Here is a 24,613-nt window from a genome sequence, read left to right as displayed (position 1 = left end):
CACCGGTCAGCGCCGATCACTCCTCCGTGGCGGGCCGGTCGCGCTCCTCCTCGTAGGCGTGCAGGACCTCCTCGCGCCGCTCCGCCGGGAGCCGGTCGATGTAGAGGCGGCCGTCGAGGTGGTCCGTCTCGTGCTGCAGGCACCGGGCCAGCAGCCCGGTGCCCTCGACCGTCAGGGGCACCCCGGTGACATCGACACCGTGCACGACCGCCCGGTCGGGCCTGGCGAGCGACGCCCGCTGTCCGGGCACCGACAGGCAGCCCTCGTCGTAGTCGGCCAGGGTGCGCGCGGCGGCCTCGGGCAGCACCAGGACCGGGTTGACCACGACGCCCTTGCGGTATTCCTCGGTCTCGTCCGGGCAGTCGTAGACGAACACGCGCAGGGGGACCCCGATCTGGTTGGCCGCGAGCCCCACGCCGTCCGCGGCGTACATGCTGGCGAACATGTCGTGCACCAGCGTGGCCAGGTCCTCGTCGAAACGGGTGACCGGCTCGCAGGGCCGGTGCAGCACCGGGTCACCCACATGACGGATGGGCCTGCCCTCGCCACTCGGCTCCACTCTCAGCCTCCCGCGTTGAAGATGACGTCGTCGGGCGTGACCCTCACGGTGACACGCCGCTCGCCCGGAGTCCGGAAGGGGTAGGACTCCACCCCGAGATACTTCTTCGCCAGGTGGTCGACGACCTCGTCCGCGCCCTCCAGCTCCAGCCGGGCCGTACCCGAGACGCTGACCAGGCGGGCGGCGTCCTCGGGGTCGAGGACGCTCACCGACACGCGCGGATCCGCGCGCAGGTGGCGCTCCTTGGCCCGGCCGACGGCCGTGTTGAAGACGACGTCGTCTCCGTCGACGTCGACCCACACGACCGTGCTGTGCAGCGACCCGTCCGGCCTGACGGTGGTCACCCAGGCGTGGAGGGGCCGCCCGAGCAGTTCCTTGGCGTCTTCATTGAGTTTTCCCACCGGAACCTCCGCGTCACGAACGATGCCTATGAGGCAATCGAACATCACGCGCGCGTGATCGATTCCACCGCCCCCCGGGACGGCGGCGGAGTCCACGTCGGCGACGGCCGGCGGTCCTCGCCGCGCTCAGGGACGCGAGAGGTCGAGCACGAATCGCCCGCGCACTCCCCCGGCCTCCAGGGCGGCATGAGCTCGCCCGGCGTCGGAGGGATCGATCACTTCGGCGACGCGGGGCGTGAGGTGCCCGGCCTCCACGGCGTCGGCGAGTTCGAGCAGGCTGTTCGAGATGTCGGGATTCTCGTAGAAGCCGAAGTAGCGGTAGTCGATGCCGCGCGGCGCGGGGTGGGGAAGGGGCTTCGTGCCGCGTTCCCCGGCGGCGCGCAGGCCCGCGTAGATTCCGTTGTCGGAGATCGCGTCCAGCACGGCGTCACCGAGCAGGGCGGCGTCCGCGAGCGCGTCCACGCCGTCGGGGATCTGCCGGCGCACGTCGGCGACATACCCCGGACCTCGGCGGGCGATCAGGTCGGCTCCAAGATCGCGGACGAGCGCCTCGTCGCTCTCACCGGAGTCCGCGATCACTCTCGCGCCCGCGCGCTTGCTCAGTTCGATGAAGTAGCCGCCGAAAGCGCCCGTCGAGCCGGTGACGGCGACGGTCGAGCCGGGGCGCACGTTCAGGACGTGCAGGCCCCACAGGGCCGTGAGACCGTTCATCGGAACGGTGGCCGCCTCGATCAGGCTGACGTTCTTCGGGGCGGCGGTCACCTGACCGGCAGGGACCACGACATAGTGCGCGTATCCACCGTTGTGGGGCCGGTCGGGGATGACGACGGCCATAACACGGTCACCGACGCCGAACGTGGACGCGCCTGGGCCGACCTGGTCGACGACTCCCGCGACGTCCATGCCGAGGACGTACGGCCCCGGCATCGCGCCCAGGTCGACGTCACCCATGCGGATGAGCGTGTCGGCCGGGTTGACGGCCGCGCCGTGGACGCGGACGCGCACTTCACCCGGCCCCGCCTCGGGTACGGGAAGGGTCAGTTCGGTGAGGACCTGCGGTCCTCCGGGCGTGTGGAAGCCGATCGCCTTCATGTGGTTCTCCTTGCTCTTCTTCCAGGGTTTCCGTGCCCCGCCGTGTCCGGGGCTCAGCGGCGGCAGGGGGAGCGCCCGCTGCGCCTCGTCACCCGCAGGAGCCGGGCGATCAGCAGCAGGGTGAGGCCCAGTCCCCTACGGCCGGGCATGATCAGGGCTTCGGGGGACTTGCGCCGGGCGACCATGTCCCAGGCGATGTCCGCGGTGCGGTCAGGATCAAGCAGGTAGGCGGAGTCCGATTCCCCCGCGGAGGACATGGCCGCGTGGATGTCGCTGCCCTCGATCAGCCCGCCGATCAGCAGGACCCCGGCGTAGACGCCGTGCGGGGCGAGCGCCGCGTTGAGCGTCACCGCGTAGGTGCGCGCGGCAGACGCCGGTACCGTCATCGCACCGAGCTGAGGAACGGGGACGACGGCGCTGATCGCGCTGGTGAACAGGAACGCCCCGGTCCTGCGCTCCCGCATCGAGGGGAGCGTCCTGGCGACCACGTCCGCCGCCGGGTACACCAGGGCCATCGCCTCCTCGACGTCAGATCCCGTGATCTCCTCGATGGGCTTCCGCGCCTCGGCCACGCTGTGCGGCGACGGCCCGTAGTACACGAGGTCGATGGCGCCGAACTCCCGCTCCACCCGGCCCAGCGCCTCGCCCAGCCCGGCGGTGTCGCGGACGTCCACGGCGAAGGCGGCCGCCTCGATCCCCAGGCCGGCCAGCTCCCGGACGGCGTCGTCGTGGCGAGCGGGGTCACGTGAGATCAGGGCGATTGTGTATCCCCCGCGCCCGAAGCGTCGCGCCATCGCCAGGCCAAGGCCCGGCCCGGCTCCGATAAGGACTGCAGTGGGCATTACCTGATTCCTCAATCCAGAAAACGACATTCACCCCCGGCTTTTGTTCGGCCGGAGCGATGCGACTATCGTAAGCAGGCAAACGGACAGAGTTATCCGCTTGCGGGGGAAGTGGGAAGAATGGCGGCGGAAGATTCTCAGATGACCTCGGCGGTGAACGGACCGGCCGCCGCAGAGGCGGAGGCGTCTCTGCGCGCCGACGCCCGGGAGAACCGGCAGAAGATACTGGCCGCCGCACGGCACCTCTTCGCGACGAAGGGCATCGACGTGCCCATGTCGGCGATCGCCCGCGAGGCGGAAGTCGGCATGGCCACGCTGTACCGGCGCTTCCCGACCCGGCAGGACCTGCTCATCGAGGTCTTCGCCGAGCAGTTCGCCCAGTGCGCCGCCATCGTCGAGGCCGCCCTGGCAGACCCTGACGCCTGGCGAGGACTGTGCACCGCCGTGGAGGGGCTCGCCGCGATGCAGGCGGAGGACCACGGATTCAGCGCCGCCTTCGTCGGGCGACTTCCGCAGGCGTCCATGGTCGCGGAGAAACTACGGCAGGGCGTAGCCGGATTCCAGCAACTCATTCACCGCGCGAAGAACTCCGGCCGGCTCCGCCGCGACTTCACGTTTGACGATCTCGCCCTGGTTCTCATGGCCAATAGCGGTGTAGTGCAAAACGCGCCGAATTCCACGGCCGCGGCGTCGAAGCGGCTCGTCGGCTATCTCCTCGACGCGTTTCGAACGGACGGCACCCCCCGTCGGCCGCTCCCGCCCCCCGTCCCAACGGACCTGACCCGAGTGGCCTTTCCATCAACCCCTCGATAAAGCCGGGCCGCCGCCCTCCGACATCGCCCCGGGCTCCGACCGGGCCCGGCGGTCCTAAGGGATGGTGTGCTGGAGGTGGGGCCGGTAACCGCCTGGTCTGCGATGATCCGTCCAGGTCTTCGCCCACCGGCCGTACAACCGGATCACATTCGGGTCGGCCCGAAGCCGCCCGGCGGGGGCACCCCGAGCAGGCGGCATCCTGGTAGGCATGAGTTATCGCATATGCGTGGTGTGCATGGGGAACATCTGCCGCTCCCCCATGGCCGAGGTCGTGCTGAGGAAGACCCTCGACGACCACGGTCTCGGTGATCTCGTCACGGTCGACAGCGCGGGCACCGGCGGCTGGCACCAGGGCGGCCCGATGGACGCGCGGGCCGCCGAGATGCTCTCCGAGCACGGCTACGACGGCTCGGAGCACCGGGCCCGGCAGTTCCTGAGCGACTGGTACGACCGGGTCGACCTGGTGCTGGCCATGGACGCCCACAACCTCGCCGCCCTGCGCGACCTCGCCCCCGACGGCGCGGACGTGCGCCTCTTCCGCTCCTTCGACCCCGCCGCCCCCGAGGGCGCCGAGGTGCCCGACCCCTACTACGGCGAGCGCGAGGGCTTCGCCGAGGTGCTGGAGATGGTCAGGGCCGCCTCCGAGGGTCTGGCCAAGCACCTGGCGGTCACCCTCAGGTGAGATCCTCGCTCGTCTCCCTGACCGGTGAGGTTTCTCTTTTTCCGCGAGGGGATTCCACCAACCCCGCGCCTTTACAAAGTAGATCACTTGGCACCCGGATCACACGTCCCTCCGGGTGAGCGCGAACGCCGCCGCGCCGAGGGCGACGGCGACGTACAGGGCCATCACCGCCAGCGCCGCCGCCGGTGACAGCCCGATCCCTGCGGTCGCGTCGCCGAGCCCGACCGCCAGGGGCGGCTCGCCCGCGGCCTGCCTGGTCAGATCCTCCAGCAGCACCGAACCGACCCTGGCGTTCCACGGGTCGGGCAGCGCGGTCGCGAACCTCGGGAGGATGTACAGGTACGCGACGACGCCGGTGATCGCACCGGCGGTGGAGCGCAGGACGGCGCCCGCGCCGAGTCCGACCATGGCGAGCACCACCACCGACAGCCCGCCGGCGAACATCCCGGGGAACTCTTCCGACAGCGGTGCCGCGAAGCCCGGGATCGGACGGTCACCGATGATCAACCGTCCGGCGACGAACGCCACGAGCCCGCTCCCCTGCCCCACCGCGAACGCGACGGCGGCCACGACCGCCGCCCTGGCCGCCAGCACCACTCCTCGCTGCGGCACCGCGGTGAAGCCGGTACGTGCCATGCCGGTGGCGTACTCGGAGGTGAACGCGAGGACCCCGAGCACGGCCATGCAGATCTGCACCGGCAGCAGCAGGATCTGCTCGGGCCGCGCGGCGCGCAGGGTGGCCCGCCCCTCGGGAGGCAGCCCGTCCCAGAGGGCGCCCACGTAGAGGGTGAACACGGCCATGAGGACGACGAAGGCCGCGACGACGGCCAGGACGTACCAGGTGGAGCGGATCGTACGCAGCTTCAGCCACTCGGCGGCCAGCACGTCGGCCACCAGTCGGCTCCCCGTCACCTCGTGCCGCGAAAGAGCGGTCATCGCCCACCCGCCCGGTACTCGACGCTGTCGCCGGTCAGCTCCAGGTACGCCTCCTCCAGCGAGGCGCTGCGCGGGGTGACCTCGTGCACGGCGAGGCCGCCGCCCGCGGCGAGGTCCCCGATCTCGGCGACGTCCAGCCCTCTGACGACCAGTCCTCCGCCGGGCTCCGTCCCGACCGTCGCGCCGGCGGCCTCCAGCACGCCGGTGAGCTCGGCGGCGCGCGGGGAGCGCACCAGCACCCCCCGGTCGTGGCGGGCGGCCAGCTCGCCGACCGTGGTCTCGGCGACCAGCCGGCCACGCCCGATGATCACGAGGCGGTCGGCGGTGAGCTCCATCTCGCTCATCAGGTGGCTGGAGAGCAGCACGGTGCGCCCCTCGGCGGCCAGCGAGCGCATCAGGTGGCGGATCCACCGCACGCCCTCCGGGTCGAGCCCGTTGACCGGCTCATCGAACATCAGTACGCCCGGGTCGCCGAGCAGCGCCGCCGCGATCCCCAGTCGCTGCAGCATGCCGAGCGAGAAGTCACCGGCCCGCCTGCGGGCCACCCCAGCCAGGCCCACCTGCTCCAGGACGCCGGCCACCCGCGAGACCCCGATCCCGTTGCTCCGCGCCAGCCAGCGCAGGTGGTTGTAGGCGCTGCGCCCGCCGTCCACCGCGTTCGCGTCGAGCAGCGCGCCGACCTCGCGCATCGGGTGCCGCATCGTGGCGTAGCGGCGCCCGTTGACGAGCCCCTGGCCGGAGGTGGGCGCGTCCAGCCCGAGCAGCACGCGCATCGTGGTCGACTTCCCCGCGCCGTTGGAACCGAGGAAACCGGTGACCAGACCCGGCTTCACCTGGAACGACAAGCCGTCCACCGCGACGGTCGCGCCATAGCGCTTGGTCAACTCCCTGACTTCGATCATGCCGTCGAGGCTCTCGCGGGGCAGAACCCGGGCGCGTCGGACCACGGCGGGCACTTCGCGGTCAGCCCCGGGCCTGACGCGGGCAGCCTCGGCGCGGGAGGATCGGCCCCGGGGATGACGTCCCACGGGAGGAGGCGGGCAGGCGTCCCCGGCGGATACGGTTTCACCGTGGACGACTCGCTCTTCCCGCGGCACTGGAGCCGCGGCCGGCTCGTCCGCCTCGACGCCCTGGGGGCGGTGGGGTACGCGATCACGCTGCTGCTGTTCGGAGCCGGGCGCCTGGACCCGGCGGTCCCCGCGTGGGGGGAGTTGCTGGTCCTGGCCGGGATCACCCTGCCGCTCGCGGTGCGGCGGCTGTGGCCGCTCACCGTCTTCTGCGCCGTCTTCGCGATGTCGCTGGTGTCCGTCGTCCTCCTGGGCGCGGTGCACGACAGGTTCGCGGCGGCGGCCTTCGCGGTCTACATGGTGGCGCTCACCCGACCCCGGCCCCGCTGGGAGCCCACGATCGCGATTGGCGTCTGCGGCGCGGTGGCCGTCCTGCTGCTGTCGGCGATGGGCGCCCCCGCCCCGGCGCCCGGCGTCGTCGGACCGCTGCTGGTGGGGGTGGCGTTCATGGGCGGCGCCTGGGTCACGGGCCGCGCCGTACGCGAGCGGCGGGCGTACACGGCGCGGGCGGCCGAGCAGCTCGCGGGCCGGGCGGTGGCCGAGGAGCGGCTGCGGATCGCCCGCGAGATGCACGACGTGGTGGCGCACAGCATGAGCCTGATCGCGGTCAAGGCGGCCATCGCCAACCACGTCGCCGCCGTGCGGCCCGAGGAGGCCACGGACGCGCTGCGCGTCATCGAGACCACGAGCAGGGGCGCCCTGGCCGAGATGCGCCAGCTGCTGGGGGTGCTCCGCTCCGATCTCGGCCCCGACCTCGCCCCCTCCCCCGGCCTCGCGGGGCTCACCGGCCTCGCGGAGCGGGCGTCGATGGCCGGGGTACGCGTCGAGCTGGACATTCAGGCGACCACCTTGCCCGAGGGGGTGGAACTGTCGGTCTACCGGATCGTCCAGGAGGCGCTGACCAACGTCGTCAGGCACGCCGCCCCCGCCCGGTGCCGGGTCTCGGTCCGGGCGTCCGGGGGCGAGGTCGGGGTCGAGGTCACCGACGACGGGCCCGGCGAGCGGGTGCTGCCCGGCGGGCCGGGACACGGGCTGATCGGGATGCGCGAGAGGGTGGTCATGTACGGCGGGAGCTTCACGGCCGGGCGCCGCCCGGAGGGCGGGTTCGGGATCTCGGCCCGCATACCGTACGAGGAGACGCGCGTGCCGAACGGGGAGACGGGCGCGTCACACACGCGGACGCGTGGGCCGTACGAGGAGGTTCCGTGATCCGGGTGCTCGTCGCGGACGACCAGGCGCTGCTGCGCGGGAGTTTCCGGGTGCTGGTGGACACCGCGCCCGACCTGGTGTCGGTCGGCGAGGCCGGGACGGGCACCGAGGCGGTGGAGCTGGCACGCGGCGAGTCTCCGGACGTGGTGCTCATGGACGTGCGGATGCCGGAGATGGACGGCATCGAGGCGACCCGGCGCATCTGCGGCCCGGCGGGCGTCCCGGGCGTGCGGGTGCTCATGCTCACCACGTTCGACCTGGACGAGTACGTCTACGCGGCGCTGCGGGCCGGGGCCAGCGGCTTCCTGCTCAAGGACACCCCGCCGGGCGACCTGCTGGCCGCGATTCGGGTGGTGGCCTCCGGCGAGGCGCTGCTCGCGCCGACGGTGACGCGCAGGCTCATCGCCGAGTTCTCCCGGCGTCCCGAACCGACGCGCCCGGTGACCCGCGGACTCGACGGGATCACCGGCCGGGAACTCGACGTGCTGACACTCATCGCCAGGGGACTGTCCAACACGGAGATCGCCGATCACCTGACCCTGAGCCTGGCGACCGTGAAGACACACGTGGGCCGCCTGCTCGGCAAGCTCGGCGCCCGCGACCGAGCCCAGCTGGTCATCGTCGCCTACGAGACGGGCCTGGTCACGGCCCGCCCGTCCCGTCTGTAGCGCTCGTAGCGCCGTGTCACGACTGGCCGTGCTCCCAAATGCCCCTGGGTGCCCCCGGCACCGCGTCATGCGTCCGGAAGACGTCCCCGGTGTGTCGGCCGCCCGGTCACCCCCGGTCCGGTACCTAGCCCGCCCGGCCAAGCCCGTACGACGGAGCGGCGGAGGACGCCTCGCGCGCGTCGATGAGTTCGTCCCAGTGTTCCCGTGTCCAGGCGCACGCGGCGTCCATCGGTTCGAGCATGCTGCGGCCGAGTGGCGTCAGCGCGTACTCGACCCGCTGCGCGGGATGGGCGGTGCGCGCGATCAGGCCGTCGCGCGCGAGCGCCCGGAGCGACTGGGTGAGCACCTTCGCGGTGATGCCGCGCAGCGGGATCCGAAGCTCCGAGAACCGCCGCGGGCCGTCCTCGAGACAGCGGATGATCATCCCTGCCCATTTGTCACCGAAACGGATGGGCGTGAGATCGGACGGGCAAACCGGGTCGAACATCTCCGGATCGAGGGGCTCTGTCACCGCTCCACGGTAGCCGGGTATCCCTTCGGCGACCACCGCCCGTCACACGCGAGCGCCCACGGCGGCCGGGTATCCCGGTGGTAACCACCTGCCCGGTTACTCTCCCGGCAGCGGCCGGCGATCAGGTCCGGCCCTGGACGCGAGGTGTGCGGATGAGCGGGATCATTGTCTTCGGCGCGGGTGGCAGGGCGGGCCGGGCGGCCGTCCACGAGGCCCTCCGGCGTGGTCACCGGGTCACCGCGGTCGTGCGTGACCCGGCCGGGCACGGTGACCTGGCGGCGGACGGCGTACGGGTCGTCGCCGGCGACGTCACGGACGCGAGCGGCGTCACACGGCTCGCCGAGGGTCACGACGCCGCGATCAGCGCCGTCTACGACCCCGGCGCGGCGCAGGACGTCTTCTTCGCCGACGCCGCCCGCGCCCTGCTCGACGGGCTGACGAGGGCCAAGGTGTCCAGGCTGCTGGTGGTCGGCCTGGCGTCGGTGCTGGAGACCGCGTCGGGGACGCTCCTCATGGACACGCCCGGCTACCCGCAGGAGTACCGGTCGTTCTACCTGGGGCACGCGGCCGGAAACGACGTGCTGCGCACCGCCACCACCGCGCTCGACTGGCTGGTCGTCAGCCCGGCCGGTGACTTCGACCACGGCGGCACCCGTACCGGCCGCTACCGCACGGCTCCGGCCGAGGCGACCGGCCGCGTCTCCTACGCCGACTTCGCGATCGCGCTGCTCGACGAGATCGACGCCCCCAAGCACCACCGCACGCACCTCGGCGTCGAGGGGGGTTGATGGAGGAGGAGATCGTCGACAGCCCGGACGAGTGGGTGGCCCGGCACATCCGTCGTTTCGTCGAGACCGGCGGGCAGGCCAGGCCGGGCATGAACGACCTGCTGCTGACGACGCGTGGCCGCAGGTCGGGCAGGCTCCGCCGCACCGCCCTGGTCTACGCGCGCGACGGCGACCGCTATGTCCTCGCCGCGTCCAACTCCGGGGCGGACCGGCATCCGGCCTGGTATCTCAACCTGGTCGACACCCCCGGCGCCGTGGTCCAGATCGGCGCGGAGACGTTCGCGGTGAACACGCGGACCGCCACGGCCTCGGAGAAACCCCGGCTGTGGCGGCTCATGGTCGCGACGATGCCGTCCTACCAGAGGTATCAGGAGCGGACCGAGCGGGACATCCCCCTGGTGATCGTCGAGCGTACGGGGGACGGCCCCCCGGTTCCCCCATACGGAGTGACGGCCCCCCGGTTTCCCCGTACGGGATGACGAAGCCGGGCGAGCCGTTCCACCGGTGTCCCCGCCGCACCCGGGCGGCACGGCGGGGGCTCCGGCCGGGCCGGTCAGCGGGTCTCGCCGGTTCCGGTCGCGCGTTCCAGGACCTCCAGGACGGTCCCGGCGAGCAGCGCGACCTTGTAGTGGTTGCGGGCCGCCGGAGCGCACCGGGCGGTGACCAGCCCGGCCGCCCGGTCGAGGGACTCCCCCGCCAGGAGCGCCTCCTCCACCTCGGGCAGGCGTACGGGGACGCGGGCGACGCCCCCCACGGCCACCCTGGCGAAGGTGATCCTCCCGTCGTCGACGACGAGCCGCGCCGCCGCCTCCACCAGTGGCCACTCGGCCTCGGACCTGCCGATCGCCCGGTGGTAGGCGGCCCGCTCCCCCGGCACGGGCGGCGGCAGGAGGACCGACAGGAGGATCTCCCCCGGGGGCAGCAGGTGGTCGCGGGACGGGTCCGAGCCGTCCCCGTACAGGTCGGCGACGGGAAACGGGTCCCCGCCGTGCGCCTCGGCGGAGGCGTCGCAGGCGAGCAGCGCCACCGCCAGCGACGACGGGTGCGGCGCGACGCACGGGCCGCTGTCGAGGATCGCGGCGTTCGGGGCGAGCCCCGCGCGGGCCGGGCAGTGGTCACCGCCGTTCTGGTGACAGGAGAAGGCCGGGTTGCGGAAGTACGCGCAGCGGTTGCGCTGCAGCAGGTTGCCCCCGACGGTGGCCACCTCCCGGATCTGCGGCGTGGCCAGGCCCGCCGCCGTCAGCGTCAGGCAGGGGTGGGCGGCGCCGAGGCGCGCGTCGCGGGCCACCCGCGCGACCGTGGTCAGCGCGCCGATCCTGACGGAGCCGTCCGGCTGCCAGATGACGCCGGACATGCCGGGCAGGTCACGTACGTCACGCAGGTCCACGTGCGGCCCCGCCGCGCGGCGGCCCATCAGGTCGGTGCCTCCGGCGCGGAACTCGCCCCCGCGCCGCACGGCCTCGCCGAGATCGGTGAGTGCGGTCATCGAACACCTTCCAGTGTGGGGATCCGGGGGCCGCGCTCCGAGAAGAAGGCCGCGGCCCCCCTGGGCGCCCGTTCATGGTCCGGCTGCGGGAGGAGGGTCATCGGGCGATCCCTCGTGGCTCCCCCGGGCGCCCGTTCAGGGGCCGGGTCCGGCTGCGGGAAGAGAGTCATCGGGCGATCCCCTCGAGGAGCCGGTCGGGGCGGATGGGCAGGTCGTGGGGGCGCCAGCCGGTGGCGTTGTGCACGGCGTTGCCCACCGAGGCCGCCACGCCGACCGTGGAGATCTCCCCGACCCCGACGCCGTGGCCGTTGACGTGGTCCCACCCGTCGCGGTGGAAGTGCACGGTGATCTCTGGGGTGTCGCCGATGCCGGGGATGCGGTAGTCGTCGAGGTTGGCGGTCAGTACGGTTCCCGTCACCGGGTCGACCAGGCGCTCCTCGTACAGGGCGTAGCCGATGCCCTGCACGACGCCGCCCTCGCACTGGCTGCGCGCCAGCCGCTCGGCGTAGACGTGGCCCACCGCGATCCCGGCCCAGACCCGCAGCGGCCTGACGACGCCCAGGCGGGTGTCGACCTCGACCTCGGTGACGTGGACCGAACCGCTGAACCCTCGGCCGATCGCCATGCCGCCCACCGGGAACGGGGTGACGTAGCCGCGCCGGTCGCGGCGGCGCCCGCCCACGACCGTGGCTCCGTCGGTCACGCCCAGCGTCCGCAGGCGCCGCGCGGCGTCGCGCGCGGCGGGGGCCACCGAGGCGGTGGTGCGGCTGCCGATCGAGGGCGGCCCGTGCACGGTGCCCGTCCTGCCGATCTCGACACGGACGCGCTCGGCGGGCAGCCCGAGCTCCTCGCACACGACACCGGTGATGACGGTGCGGATGCCGGTCCCGATGTCCTGGGTCGTGGTGCGGGCCACGACCACGTCGCCCTCGACGCGCAGCTCCACCTCCGTGGCGGGGTCGAGCATGTAGGGCCAGTTGGCGGCGGCCACCCCGACGCCCCTGCGGAAGCGGCCCGTCTGGGAGCCGGTGCGCGGCCTGGCCGTCCACTCGGGCAGGGTCATGGCCAGGTCGTAGAGGGCGTGCCGTTTGCGGTTGCCGTCCCAGCGGCGGCGCAGCGCGATCGGGTCCTCGCCCCGGCGGTGGGCGGCCTCGTCCACGGCCTGCTCCAGCGCCCAGAGCATGGGCGGCGCCCCCGGCCCGCGGAACGGGGTGCCCGGCGGCTCGTTGGTGACCACGTCGTAGTCGCGGAGCCGCCGGGGCGCGGTGCCGTACACGAGGCGGGCCATCAGCGCGACGGCCGACCCGATGGCCACGCCGCCGCGCCCGTGGACGTCCATGGTGAGGGCGGCGAGGTCGCCCCGGTCGTCGGTGAGCAGTTCGATCGTGGTGCGGGTGCCGGGGCGGTTGCCCGCGTCGGTGAGCTCCTCGGCGCGGCTGAACACCACGCGCACCGGCGCACCGCAGGCCCGCGCGAGTTCGACGGCGGCGATCGTCTCGGTGCCGATGCCGCTCTTGGCCCCGAAGCCGCCGCCGACGTGGTCGGTGACGATGTGGACCCGCCCGGCGGGCAGGTTCCACCGCTTGGCGGCCTGCTCGGCGACGAGGCCCACGGTCTGGGTGGACAGGTGCAGGTGCAGGTCGCCCGCGTCGTCCCAGCGGGCGACGCAGGCGTGCGGCTCCAGCGGGGTGTGGACCTGTACGGCGGTGGTGAACGTGCCGGTCACCAGGTCGGGGGCGGCGTCGCGCCTGGCCGCCTCGATCCGCTTGACGGCGGTGCGCCCGCGCCAGCTCGCCCTGGTGAAGGGACCGCGCACGTTGCCGTCCCAGCCGCCGGGCAGGTTCACCCCCTCGCTGGAGCTGGGGACGTGCTTCTTGGCGGCCTCGTCGTAGACGGGCGGGGCGTCCGGCGCGTCGTCGAACGCGGCGGGCATCGGGTCGTAGCCGATCTCCGCGGCCTCCGCGATCGCGAGCGCCTCGCGGCGGGTGGGGGCGGCGACGGCGGCGACGGGCTGTCCCGCGTAGCGGACGGTACGGTCGGGCGGCAGCAGGTCGACCACGTGGGCGGCGTCCACCCTGACCGAGGTGACGCGGGCGTGCGCCCGCGCGGAACGGATGATCACCCCTTCCAGCTGGCCTTCGAGGCGCACGTCGGTCGTGTAGCGGGCGCGGCCGGCGACCTTGTCCATCGCCTCCACCCGGGCGGGCGTCCCCTCGGCGTCGTCGTGCTCTCCCCGGCAGGCGGCGGCGATCGCGGCGTGGATGCCCTCGTACGCGCCGCACCTGCACAGGTGACCGGCGAGGGCGGCGGCGATCCGCTCGCGCGGCGGCGCGACGTCGCCGTGCTCGGCGCGCCAGGCGTCGACGAAGGCCGCGCCCTCGACCGCGAACCCGGGCGTGCAGTAGCCGCACTGCAGGCCGTCGTGGACCGCGAGCGCCCGCTGGACGGGGTGGTCGAGGCCCTCGGCGGTGGTGATCTCGCGGTCCTCCAGGGCGGTGGACGGCAGCAGGCAGCTCGCCTGGGGAACGCCGTCCACCAGGACCGTGCACGCGCCGCAGACCCCGGTACGGCAGGCGGCCTTGGCGCCGGTCAGGCCGAGTCCGTCACGCAGGACGTCCACGGCGGCGTCGTCGGGGCGGGCGTCCGCCGTGGCGGGCAGCCCGTTCACCGTGATCTTCATGGCCCTCCAGTTGACGTCGTCAACATCATGTTGACAGTGTCAACCAGGTACGTTGACATTGTCAACACGAGGTGCCGGGGAAAGAGACCCACATGGTGGACGACACCAGGACCCGCCTGGTCGAGAGCGCGCTGAGACTGCTGCGCGAGGAGGGTCTCGACGCCGTGACGCTGCGCGCCGTCGGCGACCTGGCCGGCCTGTCCCGTACGGCCCCCTACCGGCACTTCACCGACAAGACCGCGCTGCTGGCGGCGCTCGCCGTCCGGGTCATCACCGATCTCAGCACGCACGTCGCGACCGCGACCCTGGAGGGCGAGGGCCCGCGCGACCGGCTGCGGGCCTTCTACCTGAGCTACGTCGAGTACGCCACCACACACCGCGAGGAGTACCGGCTGGTGTTCGCCTCGGAGTTCCTCGCCGGGAACCATCCCGAGCTGGAGACGGCGATCGACCAGGTGATGACCGCGCTCGGCATGCGGGGCCCCTGGGAGGGGACGGCGCCCAAGGCCCGGGTGATGGCCCTGATCTCCACCGCCCACGGCCTCGCGGAGCTCGCGGTGGCGGGACAGTTCGCGCACAAGGGGCTCGGGTACGCGGACATCGTCGACGTCCTCGTGAACCCCGACGGCGAGCGGTGACGAACACCCCGGGTCACCCGACGGCGCCTTCCGCGACGGCGTCCTGCGGGTCACCGTCGCGGAGGGCGCCGTCCGGGGAGGGCCGGGAGACGGACCGGCCGCGCTCGGCGGCCCTCGCCACGTTGCGCAGCATCGGCCCGAAGATCAGGCTGTGGAAGGGCGCGACCGACCACCAGTAGAGGTGCCCGGCCAGGCCGCGGGGGTGGAAGATCGCCCGCTGGCCGTAGACGGTCTCCCCCCGGTGGGTGAGCACCCGCATCTCCAGCCAGGCGAGGCCGGGCAGGCGCATCTCCGCACGCAGCCGCAGCAGACGCCCCGGCTCGACCTCCTCGACCCGCCAGAAGTCGACCGAGTCGCCCACCCGGAGCCGCCGGGGGTCGCGGCGCCCCCTGCGCAGGCCCACGCCGCCGACCAGCCGGTCCAGGAGGCCGCGCAGGCTCCAGGCCAGCGGCAGGGAGTACCAGCCCACCTCGCCGCCGACCGCCTCGATGACCGTCCACAGGGCCTGCGGTGAGGTGTGGACCCGGCGGGCCCGCGCGTCGACGTACAGGCTGCCGCCCGCCCAGCCGGGGTCGGTGGGCAGCGGGTCGCTCGGCGCGCCGGGGGTGGAGGCCGAGGACCAGCGGGTGAGGACCTTGGCCTCCTTGACGCGCCGGAGGGCGAGTTCGATCGCCCGCCTCAGCCCGATCAGGCCGCCGGGCGGGTCCTCGACGTAGCGGGCGATGTCGTGCTCACCGCAGACGGCCTCGTTGCGCAGCGACTCCACCAGCGGGCGGGCCAGACCCGCCGGGACCGGGGTGACCAGCCCCACCCAGTGGCTCGACAGGCCGGGGCTGAGCAGCGGCACCGGGATGATCAGCCGTGGCGGCAGCCCGGCGACCTCCGCGTAGGCCCGCATCATGTCGGCGTAGGTGAGCACGTCCGGGCCGCCGATGTCGAAGGAGCGGTTCACCTCCTCCTCGACGGAGGCCCAGGCCACGAGGTAGCGCAGGACGTCGCGGATCGCGATGGGCTGCGTCCTGGTGGCGACCCAGCGCGGCGTCGTCATCACGGGCAGCCGTTCGGTGAGGTGGCGCAGCATCTCGAAGGAGGCGGAGCCGGATCCGATGATGACCGCCGCCCGCAGCACCACCGCGGGCACCGAGGAGTTCAGGAAGATCTCCCCCACCTCGGCGCGGGAGCGCAGGTGCGGCGAGAGCCTCTCGTCCGGGACGAGGCCGCCGAGATAGACGACGCGACGGACCCCCGCGCGCTCGCACGCGGCGGCGAAGGTGGTGGCCGCCTCGCGGTCGGCGGCGGCGAAGTCGCTCCCCCCGCCCATCGTGTGGATCAGGTAGTAGGCCACCTCGACGCCCTCCAGGGCCTCGGCCACCCGCTCGGCGTCGGAGGCGTCCGCCTGGGCGACCTCGACCAGGGAGGCCCACGGCTGGTCGCGCAGACGGCCCGCCGACCTCGCCATGCAGCGGACCTCGTGCCCCGCGTCCAGCAGTTCGGGGACGAGCCGCCCCCCGATGTATCCGGTCGCGCCGGTCACGAGACATCTCATTCAGACATCTTCGTACGGCGCCGCCCGGCGGTTGCGGCCGGGCCGCGTCACGGGACCACGGCCCCGCGTTCTCCGGCTCAGAGCCTGCGCTGGAACTCCTCGCGGATCCCCAGGAGGATCTCACGAGTGCGCGTGACCGGCTCGGCCTCGATGCACAGGCGCTCCATGACCTCCAGGTAGCTGTCGACGTCGTCGCGCTTCTCCAGGTAGACGGCGCTGGTGAGCTGCTCCATGTAGACGACGTCGGGCAGGTCGGGCTGGGAGAACCGCAGGATGCTGAAGGGCCCTCCGGCCGCGGCGTGGCCGCCGACGCTGAACGGCACGATCTGGACGGTCACGTTGGGGAGTTCGAGCGCCCGCAGGATGTGGTCGATCTGCTCGCACATCGCCCGGACCCCGCCGAGCGGGCGGCGCAGCACGGCCTCGTCCAGCACGGCCCACAGGTGGGGCGGCTCCGGGCGGCGCAGCAGCCGCTGGCGTGCCATGCGCAGCCTCACCCTGCGGTCCAGCTCCTCGGCGGAGGCCGAGGGGAAGCCCAGCTGGACGACGGCCCGCGCGTAACCCTCGCTCTGCAGCAGGCCGGGCACGAACTGGACCTCGTAGTTGCGGATGCCGGTGGCCGACTCCTCCAGGCCCACGTACGTCTCGAACCAGGGGGGCAGCACGTCGTTGTAGTTGTGCCACCAGCCGGTGAGGTTGGCCTTCTCGACGAGGGACAGCAGCGGCTCACGCTCGGCGTCACTGGTCACCCCGTACAGGGTGAGCAGGTCTGCCACGTCCCTGATCCGGAAGCTGACCCTGCCGAGCTCCATGCGGCTGACCTTGGAGTGCGAGGCGCGGATGGAATGCCCCGCCTCCTCCAGCGTGATGCCCCGCTGCTCGCGCAGACGGCGGAGCTGTGCGCCCAGGACGATCCGCAGCACGGTGGAGCTCCCCCTCGGGGCGGCCATGGGGGTGGGACTGACCGGCCGGCCGTCGGCGTTAGGTGTGATCATCTACAGTCCTTTGGGCGCGGAACGCGAGCCTCTGCCCACTCTTTGTGGCGATCGCGAGCCTTCACGGTACTCCGCTCGCCGCGCTCAGACCATAGAGAATTTTATCTTTCAACCACAGACGCGGGATTTCAGATGATCAGATCGTCGAACTCCCCGCCCTTCACCCCGCGGACGAAGTCGCCGGCCTCGCGGCGGGTGTAGATGAGCGCGGGCCCCTCGGGGTCGCGGGAGTTGCGCATCGCGATCCTGCCGTCGGGAAGCTCCGCGAGTTCCACGCAGTTGCCGCTGGGGTTGCTGAAGTGGCTCTTGCGCCAGACGACGCCGTCCATCAGGGCGGCCGACATGCCGCTGTACAGCTGGTTCATCCTCGCCTCTCCGTTCAGGGAGGGATACAACACCCCGAAGCATAGAGCTTTTTGTGCAGATGCACGTGCATCTGTACTTGCCTATGCACATTACGGAAGGCAAGATGACTAGACGGATCAACCTCGCCATACGATCGCCCCCCTCCGCAAGGTCGCCGATGACTGGTTACCAAAGACATGAAGCCACACCCATCCGAGCCGAGATCGGAGGGTGGGAACGGTGGTTGTCGATGCTTGACCACCTACTCCCCCCGAGCGGCCTGCCCCCCTGGGCGGGCGAGGAGGGACACGCCGGCCAGTTACAGATGGCCGTGCGCAGCCTCCGCTACGACCCGTGCGCGGCACGGACCGCCCGCGAGTTCACCGCCAGGGCCCTGCGGGCCTGGGAACTGGAGCCGCTGATCGACGACACCGGTGTCGTGGTCTCCGAACTCGTGACCAACGCCGTACGCCACGGCACGCGGGGTGTCCTGCACGCCCGCTCCTTCCCCGAGGTCAAGGTGATCCTCTGCCACACCGAACGCTCGATGCTGTGCGCGGTCACCGACCCCAGCGACCAGGGGCCCTGCCTGCGCGAGCCCGACTACGAGGCGGAGAACGGCCGGGGTCTCCAGCTGGTCGACGGCGTCAGCGAGACGTGGGGCTGGGCTCCGCTGGAGAGCCGAGGCAAGGCGGTGTGGGCGGCCTTCGCCCTGCCCCCGAGAGGTGAACGCCACCTGGAGGCCTGCCACTGACGCCACCCACTGACGCCATGTGAAGGTCCGCCACCGACGGCACCGGAACCCGGAACCGGTGGCACGCGGGCCCGCCACCAGCGGCGCGGCGCCGTGAGCGCGGCCCGGCCCCGCCGACGACGGGGGAACGGGAGCGCGGCGCTGACTGCCGAGTGCCCAAAAAGTGACATGAGCAGAAGGAGACTCTGCCACGAAATACATCACAGCGTGGGCGGAAGGTCGATAATGTCCGCTGGAACCGCATGGCTGGATGGAGGACATCATGGCGTCGCCGCAACCTGAGCGCCTCAGGTTCGACCCCACCATCCCCAACGCGGGCCGGATAACCGACCACTTCCTGGGTGGCAAGGACAACTTCGCCACCGACCGCGCCGCCGCGCAGGCGGCGCTCTCGATCGCCCCCGAGCTCCCCGCCATGTCGCGGGAGGGGCGCAGATTCCTCGGCCGCGCCGTACGGTTCCTGGTGGAGGCCGGTATCCGCCAGTTCGTCGACATCGGCTGCGGCCTGCCGACCCAGGGCAGCGCGCACCAGATCCTGCGCGGCATCGCGCCCGAGGCGCGGGTCGTCTACGTCGACAACGATCCGATGGTGGTCGTCCACGCCCAGGCCCTCCTGAAGGAGAACAGCCCGGCCACGGTCATCGAGGCGGACCTCCGCGACCCGGAGCGGCTCCTGGCCCATCCCGGCCTCACCGACATGATCGACCTCGACGAGCCCGTGGCGGTCCTGCTGTTCTCGATGCTGACCGACATCCCCGACGACGTGGAGGCCCTGCAGTCCACGGCCGCCCTGCAGAAGGCCCTCGTGCCGGGCAGCTACCTAGCCCTCTCCCACGCGGTCTCGGACCTCTACCCGGAGAGGACGGCGCGGCTCGCCGCCCTCTTCCAGGACAGCGGGTCGATCACCGGTCCCCGCCGCGCGAACCTGCGGACCAAGGCCGAGGTCGAGCTCTTCCTCGACGGGCTGAGGCCGGTCGAGCCGGGCGTCGTCTACATCCCCGACTGGCGGCCGGAGGGCGAGGCACCGCACCGGCCGGACTCCATCTGGGTCGTCGGCGGGGTTGCCCGCAAAGAATAGACTTTCTTGGGAAATAACTGAGTTTTTCATGCATTCATTGCGCCTTGACATCTGTTCACACAACGCGCGGTTCTTTAGTGTCACAGGCAACGGAGGAGATGACACATGAGTGAGGCGTCCCGGCGGCCGGGGGCGGGCCTGGACACCAGCGTTCCCAACATCGCCAGAATGAACGACTACTTCCTGGGCGGTAAGGACAACTTCGCCGCCGACCGTAAGGCGGCCGAGGAGGTGCTCGCCGTCGCGCCCGAGGTCAGGGCCATGACGCACGAGGCCCAGGCGTTCCTGGGCCGGGTGGTGCGCTATCTCGTCGGGCAGGGCATGACCCAGTTCGTCGTCATCGGCTCCGGGCTGCCCAACCGCCGCAACGTCCATCAGGTGGCCCAGGAGATCGTGCCCGGCACGCGCGTGGTCTACGTCTCCAGGGACCCGGTGGTGCTCTCCCACGCCCGCGCCACGCTGGCCACCAACCCGTACACCACCGCCGTCGAGGGTGACGTCCTGCACCCGCGCGAGCTGCTCGCCGACCCGGAACTGCTGCGCCTGGTCAACCTGGACCTGCCGGTGGCCGTGCTGATCCTGTCGGCCCTGCAGTTCATCCCCGACGAGGACGACCCGCACAAGAGCGTGGCCATCCTGCGCGACGCGGTGCCGGTCGGCAGCCACTTCGGCATCGGCCACGTCGTCTTCGACACGCGCCAGGAGGTCAAGGCCCCGCTGGTCGAGATCTTCCAGCGAGTCCTCGGCCGCACCGAGGACGCCTCGCGGCGGAGCGAGCAGGTGCTGCGCTTCTTCGACGGCCTGGAACTGGTCGATCCTGGCCTGGTCTACGTACGCCACTGGCGCCCCGACAACCCGCTCGCCGCGCAGGGCCGCGACAAGACGTGGACGATGGGCGGGGTGGCCCGCAAGGTCGAGGGCTGACGGGACCCGCGGCACCGCCCCCCCAGCCCGCGCCCGGGGGTCCCCACGCCCGGCCCGCGCCAGACGGGTTCCGTGCGCCCGGCCTACCCCGCGACCAGGAGGTCGTCACGCTCCACGGCCTCCAGTGAGAGCGTCTTGTAGCCGACCTCGTCGAACAGCACCGTGATCCGGTCACTCTCCCTGCTCATCACCATCCCCGGACCCCAGGCGCTGTGCCGCACCCTGGCGTGCATCGCGAAGGGCCCGCCGTCCCCCGCCCCCGCCCCGGCCACGGCCTCCCGCTCGTCGGGCAGGCCCGCGCGGCAGGTGTCGCAGGCCCCGCAGCCGCGCTCGCGCGGCTCGCCGAAGTATTCGAGCAGGAAGCGGCGGCGGCAGCCCGTGGTCTCCGCGTAGGCGCGCATCATGTCGATCCGGGAGTCGTCGATGCGGCGCCGGGTGTCGTCCAGCTCGACGGCGCGCGCCGTGGCCGCCTCGGGGCCGGGACCGCCGGGCACCCGGCGCAGGTCGCCGTCCCCGGTGACCTCGATCGCGCCCGCCCGCTCCAGCAGGTTGACCAGCCGGGTGAGCCGGGTGGCGCCGATGTCGAGCAGGGTGCGCAGCTCTCCCGCGGGTACGGTGCCGCCGTGCTCGTGCACCAGCGTGGCGACCCGCAGCAGGAGCTCCTCGTCGGCCCGTCCCCCGGCGAAGAACCTGCGTATCCCGAGGTCCTCGGAACGGTAGAACAGCACCGCGGCGGCGGGCTCGCCGTCCCGCCCGGCGCGGCCGATCTCCTGGTAGTAGGAGTCCGGCGACTCCGGCGGGGCCACGTGCAGCACGAACCGCACGTCCGGCTTGTCGATGCCCATGCCGAACGCCGAGGTCGCGACCACGACGTCCAGCTCGTCGTCGCGGAACATCTCGTGGATCCGGTGGCGCTCGGCCGCCTTCATCCCCGCGTGGTACGGCTCGGCCCTGCGACCGGCCTCGCGCAGCGCGGTGGCGTACTCCTCGGCGGCGCGGCGGGTGGCGACGTAGACCAGGCCGAGCCCGGAGCGGGACGCCGCGTCCTCCACCAGCGCCCGCCTCAGGTCCTCCTGGGTGACGAAGCGGCGCACCTCCAGGTCGATGTTGGGCCGGTCGAAGCCCCGTACGATCTGGCGGACGTTCCTCAGGCCGAGGGCGGCGACGATCTCCTCGCGTACCACGGGGGCGGCCGTGGCGGTCAGCGCCACCACCGGCGGATGCCCCAGCCGCTCGATGACCTGGCCCAGCCTCAGGTAGTCGGGCCGGAAGTCGTGGCCCCACGCCGACACGCAGTGCGCCTCGTCCACCGCGATCAGCGAGGGACGCGCGGCGCGCAGCCGCTCGACCGTCTCCGGTTTGGCGAGCTGCTCGGGTGAGAGGAACACGAACTCGGCCGTGCCCGCGCGTACGGCGTCCAGGGACGCCTCGCCACCGGACTGGGCGGAGTTGACCGCGACCGCCCCGCCCGCGTCGGCCTCGGCCAGCCCGGCGACCTGGTCGCGCTGGAGGGCGATGAGCGGTGAGACGACGACGGTGGGCCCGTCCAGCAGCAGTGCCGGTACCTGGTAGACGGCCGACTTGCCGCTGCCGGTGGGCATGACCACGAGGGCGTCGCCCCCGCCCAGCAGGTGACGCATGGCGTCGAGCTGTCCGGGCCGCAGGTCCCGCCAGCCGAAGACCTCGCGGGCCACCGCCCGCAGCCTCCGCGCCCTCGGCCCGAACCTGTCCTTGATGCTCATGACCTCCGCCTTCCCGCCGTGTGACGGCCAGTTACCCCCGGATCGGGGCACTAGTCACACGAGGCCCTCTTGATCGGCGGAGGGCACGAGACGGTATGGGCGGGAAGCGGAACGGGCGGCCGCCGGGATCGTGGCGGCCGTGGCGGTCGGCGTGACCGCCACGGCCGTCGTGCTCACCGTGGTCACCGCGTTCACTTCGGCATGAGCACCTTGTCGACGAGGTAGACGACGGCGTTGGAGGTCTGGATGTTGCCGCAGAGGACCTTGGCGTCGTTGACGGTGAAGTCCTCACCGGAGCCCTTGACGGTCAGCGTCCCTCCCTGCATCGTGGTCAGCTCGCCGCTCGCCAGTGCCTCCGGAGTCTTCTTCCCCTCCACGACGTGGTAGGTCAGGACCTTGGTCAGCTCCGCCTTGTCGGCCAGGAGCTTGTCGAGCCGATCCTTCGGGATCTTGGCGAACGCGTCGTTGGTGGGCGCGAACACCGTGATGTCCTTGGCGGAGTTGAGCGTCTCGGTCAGGCCGGCCTGCTCGATCGCCTGGGCCAGCGTGGACAGGGAGGGGTTGGCGGCGGCGGCGGTGGCGACCGGCTGCGAGGCCATCTCGCTGAGGCTGCCCTCACCGCTGGCGGGCAGGGACGCGCATCCGGGACCGAAGGGCTCCGTCATCGCGCCGGAGGGCTCGGGCGACATGCTGTCCGTGGGCGCGGCGCTCTCGCCGGGCATCATGGAGTCCGTGGGCGAGGCGCTGTCGTTCGGGAGCGGGGTGGGAGAGACGATCCGTACGGGGGCGGCGACCGCCTGCGCGGCGGGGACGGCGGTCAGGGCGAGCACGGTCAGGGCCGATGCCAGAAGAGCCTTCTGCTTCACGGTTATCTCCTTGGTTGGGCGGATGAGCCATCCGGGTCCGTCGCGGGTTCCCGAGCCACTCATGTCCTGCATTGGAGATCAATTCCCTGATATTTGGTGCTAAATGCCCCATTAGACGACTCTTGACCACATATCTCCTGAGAAAGATAGCTATTTTCCGTTCGGCAGGGCGTTAATTCGGGCGTGCCGTATCCCCGTAGAGTGGGAATCATGAGCCCAAAGATCGCGACCAACGAGGTCGTCTCCCGCGACCGGCTGCTCGACTTCCTCCGTGACCGCCACCGCGCGCTGGTCATCACCACCCGGCGCGACGGCAGGCCGCAGGCGTCCCCGGTGGTCTGCGGTGTCGACGCGGAGGGCCGCATCGTGGTGTCCACCTACCCCGAGCGCGCCAAGACCTCCAACGCCCGCCGCGACCCCCTGGTGAGCGTCGTGGTCCTGTCGGACGACTTCGACGGCCCCTGGGTGCAGGTGGACGGCACGGCCGAGGTCCTCGACCTGCCGGAGGCCCTCGAACCGCTCGTCGACTACTACCGGTCCATCTCCGGCGAGCACCCCGACTGGGACGAGTATCGGGAGGCCATGGCGCGCCAGGGCAAGTCGCTGCTGCGCGTCACCCCGGAGCGTTGGGGGCCCATCGCCACCGGCGGCTTCCCCGCCAGGCTGGGCTGAGGGGCGTCGTCTCCCCCGGTCAGGGCTCCAGACCGGCCAGGACGGCGTCGGCCGCCCGGCGACCCGAGACCAGGGCGCCCTGCTGCGAACCGGTGTCGCGGTGGTCCCCGCACACGTAGCGGCCCGGCGCGAATCGCACCGGGCGCCGCAGCGGGAAGGGCGGCACCATCGCGGGCAGCGCCCCTTCGACGGCGTACGTCGCCAGATGTTCCCAGCCCGAGGTGTCGGTCCCGTAGACCTGTGACAACCGCGCCCTGACCTGGGGCTCGTCAGCGTCGGAGAGGACGCCCAGCACCGACGTGGAGACCAGCGCCCGGCCCGGCGGGGCGTACTCGGGCGCCGCGTCGCTGATGACCAGGGTGTCGGTGATGTGGCCCTCCGCGTCGACGATCTGCGTGGGATCGTCCATGGGCGAGCGGGAGGCGGCGTGGTAGAAGGTCGTCACCGAACGCATCTCAGGGATCTCCAGCCCCGGGTAGAGGGCGGCGGCCGTGGCGGGGTCGGTGGCCACCACCACCGCGCGGGCCGGGATCGTCGCGCCCCCGGCCGTCTCCACCCCCTCCCCGGTCACGGCGACGACCCGGGTCTCCAGCGCGAGCGCCTCCGGGGGAAGGCGGGCGGCGAGCTGCCGGGGGATCTCCCCCATGCCGAGCGCGGGCACCCCGACCGTTCCCCGGACGAAGGCACGCCACACGAGGTGGAAGAAACGGCTGGAGGTCTCCAGCTCCCGCTCCAGGACAACACCCGACAGGAACGGGCGGAACAGCTTCTCGACCATCCTCGGCGAGATGCCCCAATGCCGCAGCTCCTCGCGCGTGGTGCGCTCGCGCCCGTCGCGCAACCGGCTCGCCGGCAGCAGGACGTCCCGCGCGGTCAGCGCCGCCAGGGCCGCCTTGTCGGCCGGGGAGCCCACGTCGGCCAGGAGCCCGCCGAGCACCTGGCCGGGGTGGCGCCAGGGCAGCATGAGCCGCTCCCGGCGCCCCCTCTCGAAGGAGATCAGGCCGGACGGGATCGGGCGCAGGTCCAGGGCGCCGACGTCGAGGGCCCGCGCGGCCTCGGGGTAGGCGGTGTTGAACACCTGGAAGCCGCGGTCCAGCCGGAAACCGTCCACGACGTCGGTGCGTACCCGGCCGCCCACCTCGTCCGCGCCCTCGACGACGCGGACCTCCACTCCCGCCGAGCGCAACCGGAGGGCGCACGCGAGACCGGCGAGCCCCGCACCGACGACGACCACCGTGTCCGGCATGACGCATCCCCCCGAGTCGCGGCGGCACGAAGCCCGTGTGGAGTCCGTGGAGTCCCCGGTGGGGATCCGCCAT

26 protein-coding genes are annotated in these 24,613 nt (G+C 72.4%); 11 read left to right on the top strand and 15 right to left on the bottom strand.

Annotation, left to right across the window (positions count from 1 at the left end):
* Window positions 1-16 precede the first annotated feature (16 nt).
* From def to ABD817_RS20850, 4 genes are all read right to left on the bottom strand, one after another.
* Complete coding sequence (def, locus tag ABD817_RS20865; RefSeq protein WP_344919710.1) at window positions 17-559, bottom strand: peptide deformylase; 543 nt, start codon at window positions 557-559, stop codon at window positions 17-19.
* A 2-nt stretch (window positions 560-561) separates the two neighbouring features.
* Window positions 562-960 carry a TIGR03618 family F420-dependent PPOX class oxidoreductase gene (locus ABD817_RS20860; RefSeq protein WP_344919709.1) on the bottom strand — a complete coding sequence of 133 codons (399 nt, stop codon included), beginning with the start codon at window positions 958-960 and terminating at the stop codon, window positions 562-564.
* A 126-nt stretch (window positions 961-1,086) separates the two neighbouring features.
* Window positions 1,087-2,052 (bottom strand): NADP-dependent oxidoreductase, encoded by a 966-nt coding sequence (locus ABD817_RS20855; protein WP_344919708.1) that lies wholly within the window; start codon window positions 2,050-2,052, stop codon window positions 1,087-1,089.
* A gap of 53 nt (window positions 2,053-2,105) precedes the next feature.
* Window positions 2,106-2,894: an SDR family NAD(P)-dependent oxidoreductase gene (locus tag ABD817_RS20850; RefSeq protein WP_344919707.1), complete on the bottom strand. Its 789-nt coding sequence runs from the start codon at window positions 2,892-2,894 to the stop codon at window positions 2,106-2,108.
* Between the two features lie 141 nt (window positions 2,895-3,035).
* Here ABD817_RS20850 and ABD817_RS20845 point away from each other — a divergent pair, with 141 nt between their 5' ends.
* Together ABD817_RS20845 and ABD817_RS20840 are read left to right on the top strand one after the other, a co-directional pair.
* Window positions 3,036-3,707, top strand: coding sequence for a TetR/AcrR family transcriptional regulator (locus tag ABD817_RS20845; protein WP_344919706.1), 672 nt, complete (start codon window positions 3,036-3,038; stop codon window positions 3,705-3,707).
* 208 nt (window positions 3,708-3,915) lie between these two features.
* Window positions 3,916-4,389: a low molecular weight protein-tyrosine-phosphatase gene (locus tag ABD817_RS20840; RefSeq protein WP_344919705.1), complete on the top strand. Its 474-nt coding sequence runs from the start codon at window positions 3,916-3,918 to the stop codon at window positions 4,387-4,389.
* 99 nt (window positions 4,390-4,488) lie between these two features.
* Here the strand turns inward: ABD817_RS20840 and ABD817_RS20835 are convergent, their stop codons facing one another.
* Together ABD817_RS20835 and ABD817_RS20830 are read right to left on the bottom strand one after the other, a co-directional pair.
* Window positions 4,489-5,325, bottom strand: a complete 837-nt coding sequence (locus ABD817_RS20835; RefSeq protein WP_344919704.1) for an ABC transporter permease — start codon at window positions 5,323-5,325, stop codon at window positions 4,489-4,491.
* Window positions 5,322-6,227 (bottom strand): ABC transporter ATP-binding protein, encoded by a 906-nt coding sequence (locus ABD817_RS20830; RefSeq protein WP_344919703.1) that lies wholly within the window; start codon window positions 6,225-6,227, stop codon window positions 5,322-5,324. Before ABD817_RS20830 ends, ABD817_RS20835 begins: the two co-directional genes overlap by 4 nt.
* A 168-nt stretch (window positions 6,228-6,395) precedes the next feature.
* On the opposite strand from ABD817_RS20830, the gene ABD817_RS20825 reads away from it, so the two are divergent.
* Window positions 6,396-7,601 (top strand): sensor histidine kinase, encoded by a 1,206-nt coding sequence (locus ABD817_RS20825; protein WP_344919701.1) that lies wholly within the window; start codon window positions 6,396-6,398, stop codon window positions 7,599-7,601.
* A complete protein-coding gene (locus tag ABD817_RS20820; RefSeq protein WP_344919700.1) occupies window positions 7,598-8,269 on the top strand; it encodes a response regulator in 672 nt (223 codons plus the stop codon). Before ABD817_RS20825 ends, ABD817_RS20820 begins: the two co-directional genes overlap by 4 nt.
* Before the next feature lie 124 nt (window positions 8,270-8,393).
* On the opposite strand, the gene ABD817_RS20815 is transcribed toward ABD817_RS20820, so the two are convergent.
* Window positions 8,394-8,780: a winged helix-turn-helix transcriptional regulator gene (locus ABD817_RS20815; protein ID WP_344919699.1), complete on the bottom strand. Its 387-nt coding sequence runs from the start codon at window positions 8,778-8,780 to the stop codon at window positions 8,394-8,396.
* Between the two features lie 152 nt (window positions 8,781-8,932).
* Here ABD817_RS20815 and ABD817_RS20810 point away from each other — a divergent pair, with 152 nt between their 5' ends.
* Together ABD817_RS20810 and ABD817_RS20805 are read left to right on the top strand one after the other, a co-directional pair.
* A complete protein-coding gene (locus ABD817_RS20810; RefSeq protein ID WP_344919698.1) occupies window positions 8,933-9,568 on the top strand; it encodes an NAD(P)-dependent oxidoreductase in 636 nt (211 codons plus the stop codon).
* Window positions 9,568-10,047: a nitroreductase/quinone reductase family protein gene (locus tag ABD817_RS20805; RefSeq protein ID WP_344919697.1), complete on the top strand. Its 480-nt coding sequence runs from the start codon at window positions 9,568-9,570 to the stop codon at window positions 10,045-10,047. Before ABD817_RS20810 ends, ABD817_RS20805 begins: the two co-directional genes overlap by 1 nt.
* A 74-nt stretch (window positions 10,048-10,121) precedes the next feature.
* Here ABD817_RS20805 and ABD817_RS20800 read toward each other — a convergent pair whose 3' ends face one another.
* Window positions 10,122-11,054: an FAD binding domain-containing protein gene (locus ABD817_RS20800; protein ID WP_344919696.1), complete on the bottom strand. Its 933-nt coding sequence runs from the start codon at window positions 11,052-11,054 to the stop codon at window positions 10,122-10,124.
* A 166-nt stretch (window positions 11,055-11,220) separates the two neighbouring features.
* Complete coding sequence (locus tag ABD817_RS20795) at window positions 11,221-13,734, bottom strand: molybdopterin-dependent oxidoreductase (protein ID WP_344919695.1); 2,514 nt, start codon at window positions 13,732-13,734, stop codon at window positions 11,221-11,223.
* 92 nt (window positions 13,735-13,826) lie between these two features.
* Here ABD817_RS20795 and ABD817_RS20790 point away from each other — a divergent pair, with 92 nt between their 5' ends.
* Window positions 13,827-14,372, top strand: coding sequence for a TetR/AcrR family transcriptional regulator (locus tag ABD817_RS20790; RefSeq protein WP_344919694.1), 546 nt, complete (start codon window positions 13,827-13,829; stop codon window positions 14,370-14,372).
* A 13-nt stretch (window positions 14,373-14,385) separates the two neighbouring features.
* Here the strand turns inward: ABD817_RS20790 and ABD817_RS20785 are convergent, their stop codons facing one another.
* The 3 genes from ABD817_RS20785 to ABD817_RS20775 all read right to left on the bottom strand — a co-directional run bounded on the left by ABD817_RS20785 (window position 14,386) and on the right by ABD817_RS20775 (window position 17,278).
* Window positions 14,386-15,918 (bottom strand): SDR family oxidoreductase, encoded by a 1,533-nt coding sequence (locus ABD817_RS20785; RefSeq protein ID WP_344919693.1) that lies wholly within the window; start codon window positions 15,916-15,918, stop codon window positions 14,386-14,388.
* Window positions 15,919-15,995: 77 nt separating this feature from the next.
* Entirely contained in the window at window positions 15,996-16,913 is a 918-nt protein-coding gene (locus ABD817_RS20780) for a helix-turn-helix domain-containing protein (protein ID WP_344919692.1), read from the bottom strand.
* A gap of 128 nt (window positions 16,914-17,041) precedes the next feature.
* Entirely contained in the window at window positions 17,042-17,278 is a 237-nt protein-coding gene (locus ABD817_RS20775) for a DUF397 domain-containing protein (RefSeq protein ID WP_344919691.1), read from the bottom strand.
* 230 nt (window positions 17,279-17,508) lie between these two features.
* Between ABD817_RS20775 and ABD817_RS20770 the strand changes: the two genes are divergently transcribed.
* The 3 genes from ABD817_RS20770 to ABD817_RS20760 all read left to right on the top strand — a co-directional run bounded on the left by ABD817_RS20770 (window position 17,509) and on the right by ABD817_RS20760 (window position 20,014).
* Window positions 17,509-18,012 (top strand): ATP-binding protein, encoded by a 504-nt coding sequence (locus tag ABD817_RS20770; RefSeq protein ID WP_344919690.1) that lies wholly within the window; start codon window positions 17,509-17,511, stop codon window positions 18,010-18,012.
* Between the two features lie 262 nt (window positions 18,013-18,274).
* Window positions 18,275-19,090, top strand: coding sequence for an SAM-dependent methyltransferase (locus ABD817_RS20765; protein WP_344919689.1), 816 nt, complete (start codon window positions 18,275-18,277; stop codon window positions 19,088-19,090).
* A gap of 105 nt (window positions 19,091-19,195) precedes the next feature.
* Window positions 19,196-20,014 carry an SAM-dependent methyltransferase gene (locus ABD817_RS20760; RefSeq protein WP_344919688.1) on the top strand — a complete coding sequence of 273 codons (819 nt, stop codon included), beginning with the start codon at window positions 19,196-19,198 and terminating at the stop codon, window positions 20,012-20,014.
* 83 nt (window positions 20,015-20,097) lie between these two features.
* Here ABD817_RS20760 and ABD817_RS20755 read toward each other — a convergent pair whose 3' ends face one another.
* Together ABD817_RS20755 and ABD817_RS20750 are read right to left on the bottom strand one after the other, a co-directional pair.
* A complete protein-coding gene (locus ABD817_RS20755; protein ID WP_344919687.1) occupies window positions 20,098-21,756 on the bottom strand; it encodes a RecQ family ATP-dependent DNA helicase in 1,659 nt (552 codons plus the stop codon).
* 191 nt (window positions 21,757-21,947) lie between these two features.
* A complete protein-coding gene (locus ABD817_RS20750) occupies window positions 21,948-22,622 on the bottom strand; it encodes a fasciclin domain-containing protein (RefSeq protein WP_344919686.1) in 675 nt (224 codons plus the stop codon).
* Between the two features lie 210 nt (window positions 22,623-22,832).
* On the opposite strand from ABD817_RS20750, the gene ABD817_RS20745 reads away from it, so the two are divergent.
* Window positions 22,833-23,294 (top strand): PPOX class F420-dependent oxidoreductase, encoded by a 462-nt coding sequence (locus ABD817_RS20745; protein ID WP_344919685.1) that lies wholly within the window; start codon window positions 22,833-22,835, stop codon window positions 23,292-23,294.
* A gap of 19 nt (window positions 23,295-23,313) precedes the next feature.
* Here the strand turns inward: ABD817_RS20745 and ABD817_RS20740 are convergent, their stop codons facing one another.
* Window positions 23,314-24,540 carry an NAD(P)/FAD-dependent oxidoreductase gene (locus ABD817_RS20740; RefSeq protein WP_344919684.1) on the bottom strand — a complete coding sequence of 409 codons (1,227 nt, stop codon included), beginning with the start codon at window positions 24,538-24,540 and terminating at the stop codon, window positions 23,314-23,316.
* Window positions 24,541-24,613 lie beyond the last annotated feature (73 nt).

The organism is Streptosporangium oxazolinicum, from assembly GCF_039537505.1.
Taxonomy (GTDB): Bacteria; Actinomycetota; Actinomycetes; order Streptosporangiales; family Streptosporangiaceae; genus Streptosporangium; species Streptosporangium oxazolinicum.
This window is presented reverse-complemented; position numbering and strand designations above follow the sequence as displayed.

Excerpts from the sequence above, each read along its gene's own strand:
- ABD817_RS20840 (WP_344919705.1), top strand. The coding sequence starts at position 3,916 with ATGAGTTATCGCATATGCGTGGTGTGCATGGGGAACATCTGCCGCTCC.
- ABD817_RS20755 (WP_344919687.1), bottom strand. The coding sequence starts at position 21,756 with ATGAGCATCAAGGACAGGTTCGGGCCGAGGGCGCGGAGGCTGCGGGCG.
- ABD817_RS20775 (WP_344919691.1), bottom strand. The coding sequence starts at position 17,278 with ATGAACCAGCTGTACAGCGGCATGTCGGCCGCCCTGATGGACGGCGTC.
- ABD817_RS20835 (WP_344919704.1), bottom strand. The coding sequence starts at position 5,325 with ATGACCGCTCTTTCGCGGCACGAGGTGACGGGGAGCCGACTGGTGGCC.
- ABD817_RS20780 (WP_344919692.1), bottom strand. The coding sequence starts at position 16,913 with ATGATCACACCTAACGCCGACGGCCGGCCGGTCAGTCCCACCCCCATG.
- ABD817_RS20830 (WP_344919703.1), bottom strand. The coding sequence starts at position 6,227 with ATGATCGAAGTCAGGGAGTTGACCAAGCGCTATGGCGCGACCGTCGCG.
- ABD817_RS20760 (WP_344919688.1), top strand. The coding sequence starts at position 19,196 with ATGAGTGAGGCGTCCCGGCGGCCGGGGGCGGGCCTGGACACCAGCGTT.
- ABD817_RS20795 (WP_344919695.1), bottom strand. The coding sequence starts at position 13,734 with ATGAAGATCACGGTGAACGGGCTGCCCGCCACGGCGGACGCCCGCCCC.
- ABD817_RS20805 (WP_344919697.1), top strand. The coding sequence starts at position 9,568 with ATGGAGGAGGAGATCGTCGACAGCCCGGACGAGTGGGTGGCCCGGCAC.
- ABD817_RS20740 (WP_344919684.1), bottom strand. The coding sequence starts at position 24,540 with ATGCCGGACACGGTGGTCGTCGTCGGTGCGGGGCTCGCCGGTCTCGCG.
- ABD817_RS20810 (WP_344919698.1), top strand. The coding sequence starts at position 8,933 with ATGAGCGGGATCATTGTCTTCGGCGCGGGTGGCAGGGCGGGCCGGGCG.
- ABD817_RS20855 (WP_344919708.1), bottom strand. The coding sequence starts at position 2,052 with ATGAAGGCGATCGGCTTCCACACGCCCGGAGGACCGCAGGTCCTCACC.
- ABD817_RS20770 (WP_344919690.1), top strand. The coding sequence starts at position 17,509 with ATGCTTGACCACCTACTCCCCCCGAGCGGCCTGCCCCCCTGGGCGGGC.
- ABD817_RS20765 (WP_344919689.1), top strand. The coding sequence starts at position 18,275 with ATGGCGTCGCCGCAACCTGAGCGCCTCAGGTTCGACCCCACCATCCCC.
- ABD817_RS20800 (WP_344919696.1), bottom strand. The coding sequence starts at position 11,054 with ATGACCGCACTCACCGATCTCGGCGAGGCCGTGCGGCGCGGGGGCGAG.
- ABD817_RS20785 (WP_344919693.1), bottom strand. The coding sequence starts at position 15,918 with ATGAGATGTCTCGTGACCGGCGCGACCGGATACATCGGGGGGCGGCTC.
- ABD817_RS20845 (WP_344919706.1), top strand. The coding sequence starts at position 3,036 with ATGACCTCGGCGGTGAACGGACCGGCCGCCGCAGAGGCGGAGGCGTCT.
- ABD817_RS20745 (WP_344919685.1), top strand. The coding sequence starts at position 22,833 with ATGAGCCCAAAGATCGCGACCAACGAGGTCGTCTCCCGCGACCGGCTG.
- ABD817_RS20790 (WP_344919694.1), top strand. The coding sequence starts at position 13,827 with ATGGTGGACGACACCAGGACCCGCCTGGTCGAGAGCGCGCTGAGACTG.
- ABD817_RS20850 (WP_344919707.1), bottom strand. The coding sequence starts at position 2,894 with ATGCCCACTGCAGTCCTTATCGGAGCCGGGCCGGGCCTTGGCCTGGCG.